The sequence below is a fragment of the Tessaracoccus oleiagri genome, assembly GCF_900103275.1.
GTDB classification, from domain to species: domain Bacteria; phylum Actinomycetota; class Actinomycetes; order Propionibacteriales; family Propionibacteriaceae; genus Arachnia; species Arachnia oleiagri.
On record NZ_FNGP01000005.1, the window covers coordinates 143,532 to 157,403 of the forward strand.

Genomic DNA, 13,872 nt, shown 5'->3' on the forward strand with positions numbered 1-13,872 from the left:
CCCCGCGGGAGGGCCGGGTAGGCTTCCCCCGTGACCCGACGCCCTGACCTGCCGCGCTGGTTGTCCGCCCTGCTCGCCGTGGTCGTGGGGCTCCTGATCGGTCTCGGCCAGCCCCCCATGGGGCTCTGGCCGGCGACGCTGGTCGGCATCGCCGGGTTCACGTGGCTCACGTCCCGGCGGCGCAAGCGCGCCGCGGCCCTCTACGGGTTCCTCTCAGGCATCGCGATGAACACCCTGACGATCTCGTGGATCGGCGTCCTCGGCGCCGGCGTGGCGGTGGGGCTGATCGTCTTCACGTCGCTGTGGTACGCCCTCGCGGGGCTGGTCATCTCACGGGTGAGCCGGCTGCGGCTCTGGCCCTTGTGGGTGGCGGCCACGTGGGTGGGCATCGAGTTCGCGAGCGGCAACGTCCCGTTCGGCGGCTTCTCGTGGACGCGCCTCGCCTTCACCACCACGGACCAGCCGCTCAGCGGGTACCTCCGCTTCGTGGGCGCCGCCGGCGTGTCCCTGCTCGTCGCGCTGGTGGCGCAGTGGCTCCTGCTCCTGCTCGAGCGCCGGTCGCGCGTCCGGGCGGCCGTCGCGATCGGGGTGGCGTTCGTCGTCGGAGGGCTCCTGCTGCTCATCCCGCCCCCGCCCGCGCAGCAGACGGTGCAGGTGGCGGTCGTGCAGCCCAACGTCAACCGGCACGAGTACGGCACCGCCGCCTATCCGCGGGCCGTCACGAACAACGCCCTCAGCTCCACGGTGCTGGCGCTGGCGCAGGCGCGCACCGAGGGGCGGGCACTGGACTTCGTCGTCTGGCCCGAGAGCGCGACGGACCACGACCCGTACCTCGACGCGACGGCCCGCACCCAGGTGGACCTTGCCGCCCGGCTCGCGGGGGTGCCGATCCTGGTCGGGGCCGTGACGCTGCCGACGGACCTGCCTGACAGCCGGCAGACCAGCGGCATCTGGTGGGACCCCGAGCGGGGGCCCGGCGACGTCTACCACAAGCGCAACCTCGTCCCGTTCGGCGAGTGGATCCCGTTCCGCGACTTCCTGTTGCCGAGGCTGCCCATCCTCGAGCAGATCGGACGGCAGGGGATCCCGGGGGAGGAGGCCGGCGTCGTGGAGGCCCCGACGGAGCGCTACCCGTCGCTGCTCGTCGGCGACGTGATCTGCTTCGAACTCGCCTACGACGACACCGTCTACGACACGGTGCGCGGGGGCGCGCAGGTACTGGTGTCGCAGTCGAACGAGAACACGTACTCGGGCACGTTCCAGATCGCCCAGCAGTGGAACATGAACCGGATCCGCGCGAAGGAACTGGGTCGCGAGTTCGTCGTGTCCACGCTCAATTCCGTGAGCGGCTACGTCGACGCCCGCGGCGGCGAGCACGCGCCGACCGCCGAGTTCACGGGCGCGGCCCGGATCATCGAGACCCCGCTGCGGTACCGCGTGAGCCCGGCCGTCACGGTCGGCCCGATCGTCTCCCGCGCCGCGCTGGTCGTAGCCGCGGCGGCATTCGTCGTGGCCCTGGTGGCCCCGCGCCACGGCAGCCGCGCGGGTAAGCTTGGGTGGACCAACCGAGAAGGGGATACCAATGGCGACTGACCTGTCCGCGCTGGGCGACGTGCTGGTGATCATTCCGACCTACAACGAGTCGCAGAACATCGAGTCGATCACCAACCGGCTTCGCAAGGCCGTCCCGGACGCGCACGTGCTGATCGCCGACGACAACTCGCCCGACGGCACCGGACAGATCGCCGACCGGCTCGCCGAGACCGACGACCACGTCCACGTCATGCACCGCACCGGCAAGCAGGGCCTGGGCGCCGCCTACCTGGCCGGCTTCGACTGGGGACTGGAGCACGGCTACGGCGTGCTCGTCCAGCACGACGCCGACGGTTCCCACCAGCCCGAGCAGCTGCCGAGGCTGCTCGAGGCGCTGGCCAAGGGCGCGGACATGGCGAAGGGCTCCCGCTGGGTCCCCGGCGGTGCGGTCGTGAACTGGCCGAAGTCGCGCGAGTTCATCAGCCGCGGCGGGTCGCTGTGGACGCGGGCGTGGCTCGGGATCCCCGTGAAGGACGCCACCGGCGGGTTCAACGCGTTCAAGGCGGACACGCTGCGCGGGATCGACCTCGACGAGGTGGCGTCGGCCGGCTACTGCTTCCAGATAGACCTCGTGTGGCGCGCCATCAAGCACGGCTACAAGGTGGTTGAGGTCCCGATCGAGTTCGTCGAGCGTGAGTTCGGCGACTCCAAGATGAACCGCAACATCGTCATCGAGGCGCTCATCCGCACGACGTTGTGGGGCGTCCAGCACCGCATCGCCCAAGTGGGTCGGTTGTTGCGACGTGGCTGAGCGGGGGAGGGGACTCTCACCGTCGACGATCCTCGCCCTGGTCGTCGCCCCATTCGTGCTGCTCGTCGTCCTTGAGGTCGCGGCGATCATCTGGGTCGCCGGCGAGATCGGCTGGTGGACGCTGCTGATCATGGCCGCGACGTCGGCGCTCGGCCTCGTCCTGTTCGCCCGCGAGGGCCGGAAGTCGATCGAGTCCGTCCAGCGGGCCGTGCTGACCGGTCACGGCGGCGGCCGCGAACTGGCGGACACCGGGCTCGTGGTGGCCGGCGCATCGCTCCTCCTGCTGCCCGGCTTCATCTCCGACCTGGTGGGGCTGCTCTTCCTGCTGCCCTTCACCCGCCCCCTTGTGCGTGGCGCGTTCGGCTGGTGGCTGGGGAAGATGGCGCGCCCGGTCGGTGGCGGGGCCCAGACGGTGTCGATAAGGGGCGACGTCGTGGCGGACGAGCCCGGCGGCGCCGGCCGGGACCCGATGGTGATCGAGGGAACAGTCGTCGACCACGACGAAGGAACGGAGAGCGACCATGGACGCCAGCCCTGAGGCACCGGCACCCGACGAGCCCGGCGCGCTGGTCCGCGTGGTCGCGCGGCTCAGCGATACCGCGGAACGACTGCGGCGGGACCACCGCCCGCTCGCGGAGGCCGTGGCGGACGCCACGCTGGACCTCGTCGACGGCGCCAAGTGGTGCACCATCACGGTCCAGGAATCGGGCCGGTTCCGCTCGCTGGTGAGCAGCGACGCCACCGCCGAACGACTCGACGAGTTCCAGATCGCCACCTCCGCGGGTCCATGCCTCGACGCCATCCGGCACCACCGGCCCTACGTCGTCGAGGACCTCACGAAGGAGGACCGGTGGCCCGAGTACGCGGCCGAGGCCAGCAGCCTGGGCGTCCGCAGCATCCTGGCCCGACCCCTGTACCTCTTCGACGGCGAACGCACGGTGGCCGGCCTCAACGTCTACTCGGACGGGGTGGCCGCCTTCGGACCGGCCCCCTCCGACGAGGGCACGGTCGCCGCCACCTTCGCCGCGTTGGCCACCTCTCTGGCACTCAGCCAGCAGCGCACCGAGCAACTGGAGCGGGCGCTGGCCAGCAACCGGCAGATCGCCACGGCGCTCGGCATCCTCATCGGGCGCCACTCCATCGAGCACGAGACCGCACTCAACCTCCTGCGCTGGGAGAGCCAGAAGCGCAACCGCAGGATCGTCGACATCGCCGAGGAGATCATCGCCGCCGGCGACCTGTCACTCGACTGAAAAGGTGGCGAGTCCGCTCACGCGATGCGCGGCATGAGCGCGGCCGCCGGCTCCTGCGGCGGTGGTCCCTCCTCGTGCGTCATCGACAGGGCCACCTCGACCACGTCGCGGAAGTCGGCGCGCTCGGCGTACGCCCGGCGCTGCCAGTCGGCACCCGTGCCGTTCAGCAGCAGGTCCGCGACAACCGGAACGACGAGCCCCCACTCGCCGGTCTCCTCCAGCGCCTCGCCGACGTGGTCGAGGAACCGCGCCACGACCTCCTCCGCCGGGCGCTCCGCCCCGCTCCTGGGATCCATGAGCTGTCCCGCCAGGCCGTCGTGTGCAGCCCGCCAGCTCCAGGCCCGCAACTCGGCCGCCCCTACCGGAGGGGCCGGCTCACCCGCGCGCCACTGGTTGGCCGCGGTCTCCACCAAGGCCCGCACCAGCGTGGCGAGCGCCGCCGCACCCCGGGGATCGAGACAGACGTCGGCCACGCGCACCTCGACCGTCGGGTAGTGCTCGGAGAGGCGCGCGTCGTAGTGGAGCATCTCCCGGTCCAGTGCTGCGCCCGAGCGGATCATGGCCTCGGCCCTGCGCTGGTAGGCGGCGATCGAGCCGTAGGGCTCGCAGGGCCCAGCGGTGGGCCAACGGCACCAGCTCTGGTAGCGATAGCTGGCGAACGACGAGTCGGTGCCGTTCCAGTACGGCGAGTTCGCGCTCATGGCCAGGAGTACGGGAAGCCATACCCGGCTCCGGTCGAGCACGTGGATACCCTCGTCGTCGGAGTCCACCTCGACGTGGATGTGGAAGCCACAGCTCAACTGCTCGCGGGCGAGGAGGCCGTACCTGCTCCCGATGGCCCGATGGCGCGGGTCAGTGGTGACGTGCGGCTGCTGCGAGGAGAGCGGCGAGGCGAGCGCCACCACCCGTGCCCCCCACTCGGTCGCCGCAGCGTCGGCCAGTTGACGGCCGCGACGAATCGCCTCCAGTTGCTCGTTGAACGTGTCCACCGGGGGACCGACGACCTTCAGTTGCTCCTGGTGCAGCCCCGTCACCAGGACGTGGTCCGAAGGCATCGGCCATTCGGTGCGGGTGGTCTCCACGGTGTGGATGAGACGGGAGGGACGATCCTCCATATGGGTGGACACGACCTCCTGCGCGATCGGGTAGGGCACGAGCGTGTGCGCCTTCACGATGAGGAGTTCCTCCTCGACACCGAATGACCTCATGACTCGTTCACCTCCATGCGGCGCCGCCGCCGAACACTGATTCGGGAACGGCGGGAGGTGAAACAAAAAGAGAGTCGCTCGCTGCTCCACCACCCGCCGGTGGTTGAGCCAGCTTCTCGACTCTGATCGGAGGCTACACCGCGACGGTGGCGTTCGGCACCGATCTCGGGACAGCAGCTTGTGGTGGGACGACAAGCGGCGCCGCCCTTCAGGGCGGCGCCGCGTGAATCCTGCGACCGGTGGTCAGTACTCGACGTCCGACTCGCGCTTCTTGCTCAGTTGTTCCTGGAAGATGTCCTCGAGCTCGGGGATCGAGCGGCGTTCGCGCAGCATGTCCCAGTGGGTCCGCTGCGGCTTGACCTCCTTCTCCTCGCCCACGACACCGTCGGAGCGGACCGCCTCCTTGCCGCACTTCTTGCATTCCCAGGAAGTGGGGAGGTCTGCCTCAATCGCGAAGGTGACCTCGAAGTGATGCCCGTTGGGGCAGTCGAACCCGAGCACTTGTCGTTCGGCGAACTCGATGCCCTGCTCGTCCTCGAAGGTCTTCGAGCCGAGCCCGACGCCGCGTAGTGCGTGATCTGCCATGGTTACCTCCTCTCACGAACATAACGCCCGGGCGGGGTCAGATGTTCCTCACCGAGTAGACCACATGCCCCGCATGCGCAGGACTGCTTTGAGCAATTCGGGCCGGTCGGTGATGATGCCGTCGACGCCCCAGTCGATGAGGCGGTGCATCGTCGAGTCGTCGTCGACGGTCCACACGTGGATCTTCTTGCGGGCGCGGTGGACGAGTTCGATGGTGCGGGGGGTGACGAGGTCCACCTTGACGAGCCCGGACTCGTAGCGCAGCGGCACCTGGTACACGTCGCCCTGCGTGGTGATGAGGCCCGCGGCCAGCATCATCACGGCCTTCGGCGACGCGGCGGTCGGGACAGTCGGCTGCAGCTTCCGGAAGTGGTGGATGCGCGCGGACGAGAAGGACCCGACGAGTACCCGGTGCTGCGCGCCGTGCCGGTCGATCGTGGCCGACAGCGGCTCCGTCGCGCCGGGGGTCTTGATGTCGATGTTGAACTTCACCTCGGGGAAGCGCTCCAGCAGCTCGTCGAGGGTGGGGATCTCCTCGCGCTCACCCACGAGCAGTTCCTTCGCCTCCTCCAGCAGGAGTTCGCTGGGCGTGCCGTCGAAATCGGTGACGCGGGCCAGGTTCTCGTCGTGGAACGCGATCAGGTGCCCGTCCCGGGTGACGTGCACGTCGGTCTCGAGGTAGTCGTAGCCGAGCGCGACCGCGTTCTCGAAGGCGCGCAGCGTGTTCTCGATGCCCAGGTTGGCCGGCAGGAAGGAGCCGCCGCGGTGAGCGAGCGGAATGAACCGGGGGCTCAGGTACTCGCTTCGGGCAGCCATGCGCCCCATTATGCACCCGTGCCAAGATGTGTGAATGCCAACAGTGCTCTCGATCCAGTCCGCCGTCGCCTACGGTCACGCGGGCAACTCGGCCGCCGTGTTCCCGCTGCAGCGATCCGGCGTCGACGTGATCCCCGTCTACACCGTCACCTTCTCCAACAACACCAGCTACGAGAACTGGCGCGGACCCCTGATCGCGCCCGATGACGTGCGCGACGTGGTGCGCGGCGTGGAGGAGCGCGACGCGATGCGCCACGTCGACGCGCTGCTCTGCGGCTACCTCGGAGCCCCCGAGGTCGGGCAGGTGATCCTCGATGCCGCGGCGACCGTGAAGCGGCACAACCCGGAGGCACTGTTCTGCGCCGACCCGGTCATGGGGGACTTCGGCCGCGGCTTCTACGCGCGCCCCGGGATCCCCGAGTTCTGGCGCGACCACGTGGTGGCCAAGGCCGACGTCATGACGCCGAACCTGTTCGAACTGCACTTCCTGACCGGCCGTGAGACGAGCACGCTGCAGGACATCATCGACGCCGCGCAGGAGCTTCGCAGCCGCGGGCCGGAGGTGGTCATGGTGACGTCCGTGTTCGCCGACGACCTCGCACTCGACGCGCTGCGCATGCTGGCGGTGGGGGACCAAGGGGTCTTCGAGGTAGCGACCCCGATCCTCGACCGCACCTTCACCGGCTCCGGCGACCTCACCACCGCCATGTTCCTCACCCATTGGCTCCGCTCGGGCGACCTCGCGGAGGCGCTCGGTGCCACAGCCTCGATCGTCTACTCGGTGCTGGAGGCGACGACCGCCCAGGATTCCCGCGAGCTCCGGCTGGTGAGCGCCCAGGACGACATCGTCGCGCCCCGGTTCACTTTCGAGGCGCGACGAGTCCGCTGAGGGCTAGTCGTCCGCGTCGCCCCAGAAGACGTTGATCTTCGCGCCGAGCCTGTTGAGGCGCTGGGGCAGGTCCTCGTAGCCGCGGTTGATGACGTAGACGTCCATCAGGTGCGTGGTCTCCCGTGCGGCGAGCGCGGCGAGCAGCAGACAGACCGCGGGGCGCAGTGCCGGCGGGCTCTGGATCTGGCGTCCGCGCCACTTGGTGGGGCCGATGATCAGCAGCCGGTGGGCGTCGAGCGCCTGGATGTTCGCGCCCAGGTCGGCGAGCTTCGACAGGTGCACCGCGCGGTTGTCGTAGACCCAGTCGTAGATCAGCGACTGCCCCTCCGCCGCCGCGCAGATCACGGCGAAGAACGGCAAGTTGTCGATGTTCAGGCCCGGGAACGGCATCGGGTGGATCTTGTCCATCGGCGCCGTCAGCTCGGACGGGTACAGGGTGATGTCGACGAGGCGGGTCTGGCCGTTGCGGCTCAGGTACTCGTTGCTCATCTCGAGCTTCTGGCCCATCTCGTCGAGGACCGCGAGCTCCACGTCGAGGAACTCGACGGGGCACCGGCGGACGGTCATCTCGGACTTCGTGACGATGCCCGCGGTGAGCAGGCTCATGGCCTCGATGGGGTCCTCGGAGATGTCGTACTCGACGTCGACGTCGATGTCCTCCAGGCCCTCGATGCGGAGCGTGGTGGTGCCGATACCCTCGATCTGCACGCCGAGGCGCTGCAGGTAGAAGCACAGGTCCTGCACCATGTAGTTGCCGGAGGCGTTGCGGATGATGGTGGTGCCCGGGGTGCGGGCCGCGGCCATCAGGATGTTCTCGGTGACGGTGTCGCCGCGCTCGATGAGGGTGACACTGCGCTTCAGGTCGTCGAGCTTCTCGACGGTGGCGTGGTACTGCCCGTCGGTGGCCACCACGGAGAGGCCGAGCTTGCCCAGACCCGCCATGTGCGGGTGGACGGTGCGCTGGCCGAGGTCGCAGCCGCCGGCATAGGGAAGTTCGAAGCGGTCGAACTCGTGCATCAGTGGGCCGAGGAACATGAGAATCGAGCGGGTGCGCTTGGCCGCGCGTACGTCGATCGTCTCGGGGAGGAGCCGCTCGGGGCGGCGGATCACGAGGTCCCGGCCCTCGCCGGTCCAGGTGAGCTCGACGCCGATCGAGGCGAGCACCTCGCTGATGCGGTCGACCTCCTCGATGCGCGCGATGCCGCGCAGCGTGGTGGTGCCCCGGTTCAGCAGCGACGCGCACAGCAGCGCCACTGCGGCGTTCTTCGACGACCGCACCTCGATCTCGCCGGAGAGCTTCGTCGGGCCCTCGATGCGGAAGTTCATCGCGCCCTTGGTGGCGGACTGGATCAGCGGCATCTCGAGGGCCTCGGCGAGACGGTTGATCATGCTCAACGAGAGGTTCTGCTGCCCATTCTCGATACGGTGGACGGCGCTCTGGGCGGTGCCCAACTCGTCGGCCAGGCGCTGCTGCGACCAGCCCCGGGCAATGCGGGCGTCGTGGATCAGCCGACCGATGGTCTCACTCGTTGCACTCATCATTCTGACGACTGTAATCTCATTTATGAGATAAACCAAGCCGTTGGAGCAACGTGATGGCACCGGGCGGGGAGGGCTAGAGTTGGCCGCATGAGCTCTCACTTTGACACGGTTGTCCTCGGCGCGGGCCCAGGTGGTTACGTCGCCGCCATTCGCGCCGCCCAGTTGGGCAAGAAAGTTGCGATCATCGAGAAGGAGTACTGGGGCGGTGTCTGCCTGAACGTCGGCTGCATCCCGACGAAGGCGCTGATGCGCAACGCGGAACTGACCCAGATCCTCGCCAACGAGGCCGACAAGTACGGCATCGAGGGGGAGTTCACCTTCCATTACGACAAGGCTTTCAAGCGCAGCCGTGAGGTGTCGGAGCGGATGACCAAGGGCGTCCACTTCCTGATGAAGAAGAACAAGATCCAGGAGATCCACGGCTGGGGCACCTTCGTCGACGCCAAGACGATCGAGGTCGCCGGCAACGACGGCGAGTCCCAGCGCATCACGTTCGACACGTGCATCATCTCCGCCGGTGCCACCACGAAGCTGCTGCCCGGCACCAAGCTCTCCGACAACGTCGTCACCTACAAGGAGCAGATCCTCGCCGACGAGGTCCCCGGCTCCATCATCGTCGGCGGCTCCGGGGCCATCGGCACGGAGTTCGCCTACCTGCTGCGCCAGTACGGTGCCGACGTCACCATCGTCGAGTTCCTCGACCGCATGGTGCCCACCGAGGACAAGGAGATCTCCGCCGAGCTCGCCAAGGCGTACAAGAAGATGGGCATCAAGGTGCTCACCTCCACGAAGGTCGAGAACATCGAGGACACCGGCTCCGGCGTCCGCGTCACGGTGAGCCCCGCGCAGGGCGGCGAGCAGCAGGTGCTCGAGGCCGACCGCTTCCTCTCCGCCGTGGGCTTCGCGCCCCGCGTCGAGGGCTATGGGCTGGAGAACACCGGCGTCGAGCTCACCGAGCGCGGCGCGATCAAGATCGACGAGTACATGCGCACCAACGTCGAGGGCATCTACGCGGTGGGCGACTGCACCGGCAAGCTCATGCTGGCGCACACCGCCTCCGCGCAGGGCATCGTCGCGGCCGAGACGATCGCGGGCGCCGAGACGTACCCGATCAACTACGAGATGATCCCGCGCGCCACCTACTGTCAGCCCCAGGTCGCCTCCTTCGGCTACTCGGAGCAGCAGGCGAAGGACAAGGGCTACGACGTGAAGGTGTCGAAGTTCCCGTTCTCCGCCAACGGCAAGGCGTGGGGCCTCGGTGACGCCGTCGGCTTCGTGAAGATCGTCGCGGACGCCAACTACAACGAGATCCTCGGCGCCCACATGATCGGGCCCGACGTGACCGAGCTGCTCCCCGAGCTGACGCTGGCGCAGGCCTACGACATCACCGCGGACGAGATCGGCCGCAACATCCACGCGCACCCGACCCTGTCGGAGGCGCTGATGGAGACGGTGCACGGCCTCGCTGGCCACATGATCCACCTCTGACGCTCACCTTCGCACGCGAAACGGTGGGCCCGGGAGAAATCCCGGGCCCACCGTCGTTTCCTGCCGGCGTCAGCCCTGTGCGTGCGCCGGCTTGCCCTTCTCGCCCGCGTGGGACGGCTTGCCCTGGCCCGCGAAGTCCGGCTTGCCGGGGAGCTTCCGCCAGACGCTGACGACCGACGGGCGAGGGATGGAGTTGCCACCGTCGGGCCAGTTGGACGACGGGTTGACGAACGTCGAGTCGTCGGTCTCGCCCGGGTGCTGGACGGCGATGTTGACGCGCTCGTCGGTGATCACTGGGCCGCAGCACTCCGCGCCCTTGGGCACGGAGAGGAACTGACGGACACGGCCACGCTGCTCGCCGTCGACGATGACCTCGTAGAGGCCGTCGTGGGCGCCGAGCTTGTTGCCGTCGGTGGAGACCCACAGGTTGCCGACGGAGTCGAACGCGACGTTGTCGGGGCACGAGATGGGGGAGACCTGCGACTTGTCGAAGCCGGCGAAGTAGGTGCTGGGATCGTTCGGATCACCGCACAGCAGCAGGATGTTCCACGCGAACGTGGTGGCCGCGGGGTCGTCGCCGGCTTCCACCATCTCGATGACGTGGCCGTGCTTGTTGGCGGTGATGGGGTTCGCCTCGTCGACGCCCGCCCGCCCGGCGGTGCCGCGCTGGGTGTTGTTGGTGAGCGCCATGTAGACCCGCCTGTTGACCGGGTTGGTCTCGACGTCCTCCGGGCGGTCCATCTTGGTGGCGCCGACCTGGTCCGCCGCCTGGCGGGTGTAGACGAGCACCTCCGCGGCGGTGAAGCCGGGCACGTGCGAGACGTCGTTGGTCACCAGCGGGATCCACTCGCCGCTGCCGTCGAACGCGCCGTCGGAGGGGAGCTTGCCGGTGCCGTCGATCTCGGCGGCGGGGGAGTCGCCGGTGAAGCGGGCGCCGTACAGGGTGCCGCGGTCGAGCAGGTCGGTGTTGCCGGCGGCGCCGCCGTCGACGTCCACCTTGCCCTCGGAGACGAACTTGTAGAGGTAGTCGAAGCGCTCGTCGTCACCGGAGTAGACGACCGCGCGGCCGTCGGCGGAGATCACGGCGGTGCCGGCCTCGTGCTTGAACCGGCCGAGCATGGTGCGCTTCTTGGGGGTCGACGTGGGGTCGAACGGGTCCACCTCCACGACCCAGCCGAAGCGGTTGACCTCGTTGGGCTCCTTGGCGATGTCGAAGCGGTCGTAGTGCTCCTCCCAGCGACGCTCAGTGGAGCCGCCCGGGAGCCCGTAGCGGGCGAGGCGAGCGCGCTCGGCCGGGTCGGTGACCGAGTTCGCGTTGGCGAAGTACTGGTTGAAGTTCTCCTCGGCGGTCAGCCAGGTGCCCCACGGGGTCAGGCCGCCGGCGCAGTTGTTGAGGGTGCCGAGCACCTTGGTGCCGGTGGGGTCCTCCGAGGTGCGCAGGAGGTCGTGGCCCGCGGCCGGACCGGTCAGCTCGAACTCGGAGAAGGCCGTGAGGCGGCGGTTCAGGCGGTGGTCGACGATGGGCGTCAGGCGGCCGCTGCGGTGTTCCTTCGCCACGGCGACGATCGAGAGGCCGTGGGCGGCGAGCGCCACGTCGGTCTGCTCCTTGGTGGAGACGCCCTCGACGAAGTCCGGGAACATGATGTATTCGTCGGTGTACTCGTGGTTCACCATCATCAGCTCGGTGCCGCGGTCGAGCGGGAAGAAGCCGAGGAAGTCGCAGTTGTAGCCGAACTGCTGCTCCTGGGCGGCGCGGGTCTGGCGCTGCGGGTCGAAGTCCGGTGCCGAGGAGAAGAGCTTGTCGCCCCAGCGCATGACGATGTCCTGTTCCCAGCCCTCGGGGATGAAGACGGAGTCGGTGGTCTGCGGGGCGATGGCCTCGAAGTCGAACGCCTGTCGCGGCGCGGCCAGCGCGGGCGTGCCCTGCTGGGAGGTGATGACGGCGCCGAAGGCTCCGGCGAGGCCTACGACGGCGCCGGCCTTGAGGAGGCCGCGGCGCGAGACGGAGGCGACCACGTCGCCGAAGTACTCGTTGGCGGAGGTGTTGGGCACCTCATGGAAGCAGGCGTCGCCGCACTTCATCTTGCAGGTGAGCGACGAACGGTTGCCGTGCACGGGAGCCAGGAACGGCAGGAGATCACGAATGCTCATGGAGGCCATCCAATTGGGCTCAGGTTTCGGCTTCGGGTGCCGCAGGTTACGAGTCGATGAATCTTGAATTACGTCAGGATGGGCTCAGCGAAACGTGACGGCCAGGATCGCGCCGACGACCATCAGGGGGCCGAACGGGAGTTCGGAGCCACGCCTGCCGCGGATGAGTGCGAGCAGCGAGACCACGGCGTTGAGCGCGAACGCCAGCAGGGTGCCCCACAACACGTGAGACCAACCGAACCAGCCGAGGAAGGTGCCGACCACCGCGGCGAACTTCACGTCGCCGAGTCCCATCCCTGCGGGGGAGATCCATGCGAGCGCGAAATACACGACGAGGCACGTCACCGATGCCAGCAGCGCGCGGCCGAGACCGTTCCAGTCCCCGGTGAACGTAAGCGGCAGCACCAGCGCGAGCCAGGCCGGGGCGACGAGCCGGTCCGGCAGCCGGTGCTCGAGCAGGTCCACCACCATTAGCAACGCTATGACGGTTCCCGCCGCGGCGAATGCGACCAACTCGGGCGTCGTCTCGGCGAGCGCGGCCGCTCCGGCTCCGGCCGCGGCCGCGAGGGGGACGTGCAGCCAGGCGACCCAGCCCCGACTGGTGAGTTCGCGCCGGAGCAGGGGAGTGACCGCTGCGGCGACGAGCGCGCACGCCAGCGCTGTGAGTAAGAGGATGAGGAGGTCCACGCCGATCACATGCCGCCGAAGGCCTCGACCATGCCCATGACCGCCGGCCCGAGCACGACGATGAACAGCACGGGCAAGATGAAGAGCATCAGCGGCATGAGCACCTTGACCGGGATCTTCTGCGCCTTCTCCTCGGCGCGTTGTCGGCGCTTGAGGCGCATCTCACTGGCTTGGGTGCGCAGCACGTCGCTGATGGAGATGCCGTAGGCGTCGGCCTGGATGACGGCGCGGACGAAGCGACGCAGGTCGGCGACGGTGGTGCGGTGCGTCAGCGCCTCGAAGGCCTGCCGCCTTGAGCGGCCGATCTGGATGTCCTGGAAGGTGCGCTTCAGCTCCTCGGCCAGCGGCCCCTTGCCGTTCTTCGCGGCCATCGACATTGCGGCGTCGAAGCCGAGGCCGGCCTCGACGGAGATCATCATCTGGTCGAGGGTGTCGGCGAGCTCGAGCTCGATGGTCTCGTTGCGCTTCTGGCCGTGGCTGTTCAACAACAGCTCGGGCAGGAAGTAGACCACAATGGGGACGATGACGAAGATGAGCTTCATCAGCGGCGCTTCCGAGGCGTTGATCATCGTGTAGCCGAACAGGATGCCGACCGGGATCCACACCATTTTCAGGACGAGGAGCTTCTCGATGGGCCACGCCATCGGGCGGCCTGCCAGCAGGTACTGGCGCTCGAGCATCTTGACGATCACCGGGGGAGTCAGCCGCCGGGCGAGGGCGGGCAGCGGGTTCGGTCGCGGACCGTGCACGGGTTCGGCAGTGGCGCCACGTGCGACGGGGCCGCGCTGCAGGTTGGCCAGCAACTGCTTCCGTTGCGGATCGACGATCGTTGCCACCGTCCACACGACGGTGCCCACGGCGAGCGCCGCCAGCAACGACGCGGCAAGGATGATCTCGTTCACGCCGGCC

13 protein-coding genes are annotated in these 13,872 nt (G+C 68.6%); 6 read left to right on the forward strand and 7 right to left on the reverse strand.

Going from position 1 to position 13,872, the window contains the following annotated elements:
- Positions 1–30 precede the first annotated feature (30 nt).
- Genes lnt through BLR46_RS12995 form a run of 4 tightly spaced genes read left to right on the forward strand, consistent with a single transcriptional unit; the run spans position 31 to position 3,597 of the window.
- On the forward strand, positions 31–1,593 hold the full coding sequence (gene lnt, locus BLR46_RS12980) for an apolipoprotein N-acyltransferase (protein ID WP_093253000.1): 1,563 nt from the start codon (positions 31–33) through the stop codon (positions 1,591–1,593).
- Positions 1,583–2,344 (forward strand): polyprenol monophosphomannose synthase, encoded by a 762-nt coding sequence (locus tag BLR46_RS12985; protein ID WP_093253002.1) that lies wholly within the window; start codon positions 1,583–1,585, stop codon positions 2,342–2,344. The genes lnt and BLR46_RS12985 overlap by 11 nt, the downstream gene beginning before the upstream one ends.
- On the forward strand, positions 2,337–2,882 hold the full coding sequence (locus tag BLR46_RS12990; RefSeq protein WP_093253005.1) for an FxsA family protein: 546 nt from the start codon (positions 2,337–2,339) through the stop codon (positions 2,880–2,882). Before BLR46_RS12985 ends, BLR46_RS12990 begins: the two co-directional genes overlap by 8 nt.
- Complete coding sequence (locus tag BLR46_RS12995) at positions 2,866–3,597, forward strand: GAF and ANTAR domain-containing protein (protein ID WP_093253007.1); 732 nt, start codon at positions 2,866–2,868, stop codon at positions 3,595–3,597. The genes BLR46_RS12990 and BLR46_RS12995 overlap by 17 nt, the downstream gene beginning before the upstream one ends.
- A 17-nt stretch (positions 3,598–3,614) precedes the next feature.
- On the opposite strand, the gene BLR46_RS13000 is transcribed toward BLR46_RS12995, so the two are convergent.
- The 3 genes from BLR46_RS13000 to BLR46_RS13010 all read right to left on the reverse strand — a co-directional run bounded on the left by BLR46_RS13000 (position 3,615) and on the right by BLR46_RS13010 (position 6,206).
- Positions 3,615–4,805 carry a glutamate--cysteine ligase gene (locus tag BLR46_RS13000; protein ID WP_093253010.1) on the reverse strand — a complete coding sequence of 397 codons (1,191 nt, stop codon included), beginning with the start codon at positions 4,803–4,805 and terminating at the stop codon, positions 3,615–3,617.
- Positions 4,806–5,048: 243 nt separating this feature from the next.
- The gene (locus tag BLR46_RS13005; RefSeq protein ID WP_093253012.1) at positions 5,049–5,390 is read right to left on the reverse strand and encodes an RNA polymerase-binding protein RbpA; all 342 of its coding nucleotides are present in this window, start codon (positions 5,388–5,390) and stop codon (positions 5,049–5,051) included.
- A gap of 48 nt (positions 5,391–5,438) precedes the next feature.
- Positions 5,439–6,206 carry a glycerophosphodiester phosphodiesterase family protein gene (locus BLR46_RS13010; RefSeq protein ID WP_176761776.1) on the reverse strand — a complete coding sequence of 256 codons (768 nt, stop codon included), beginning with the start codon at positions 6,204–6,206 and terminating at the stop codon, positions 5,439–5,441.
- A gap of 34 nt (positions 6,207–6,240) precedes the next feature.
- Between BLR46_RS13010 and pdxY the strand changes: the two genes are divergently transcribed.
- On the forward strand, positions 6,241–7,095 hold the full coding sequence (gene pdxY, locus BLR46_RS13015; protein ID WP_093253018.1) for a pyridoxal kinase PdxY: 855 nt from the start codon (positions 6,241–6,243) through the stop codon (positions 7,093–7,095).
- A 3-nt stretch (positions 7,096–7,098) separates the two neighbouring features.
- Here the strand turns inward: pdxY and BLR46_RS13020 are convergent, their stop codons facing one another.
- Positions 7,099–8,637, reverse strand: a complete 1,539-nt coding sequence (locus BLR46_RS13020; RefSeq protein ID WP_093253021.1) for a helix-turn-helix domain-containing protein — start codon at positions 8,635–8,637, stop codon at positions 7,099–7,101.
- A gap of 87 nt (positions 8,638–8,724) precedes the next feature.
- Here BLR46_RS13020 and lpdA point away from each other — a divergent pair, with 87 nt between their 5' ends.
- On the forward strand, positions 8,725–10,125 hold the full coding sequence (gene lpdA / locus BLR46_RS13025) for a dihydrolipoyl dehydrogenase (RefSeq protein ID WP_093253023.1): 1,401 nt from the start codon (positions 8,725–8,727) through the stop codon (positions 10,123–10,125).
- 69 nt (positions 10,126–10,194) lie between these two features.
- On the opposite strand, the gene BLR46_RS13030 is transcribed toward lpdA, so the two are convergent.
- From BLR46_RS13030 to BLR46_RS13040, 3 genes are all read right to left on the reverse strand, one after another.
- Positions 10,195–12,276 carry a PhoX family protein gene (locus BLR46_RS13030; protein WP_218118465.1) on the reverse strand — a complete coding sequence of 694 codons (2,082 nt, stop codon included), beginning with the start codon at positions 12,274–12,276 and terminating at the stop codon, positions 10,195–10,197.
- 84 nt (positions 12,277–12,360) lie between these two features.
- Positions 12,361–12,963 (reverse strand): prepilin peptidase, encoded by a 603-nt coding sequence (locus BLR46_RS13035; protein WP_093253295.1) that lies wholly within the window; start codon positions 12,961–12,963, stop codon positions 12,361–12,363.
- 5 nt (positions 12,964–12,968) lie between these two features.
- The gene (locus BLR46_RS13040; RefSeq protein ID WP_093253029.1) at positions 12,969–13,865 is read right to left on the reverse strand and encodes a type II secretion system F family protein; all 897 of its coding nucleotides are present in this window, start codon (positions 13,863–13,865) and stop codon (positions 12,969–12,971) included.
- Positions 13,866–13,872 lie beyond the last annotated feature (7 nt).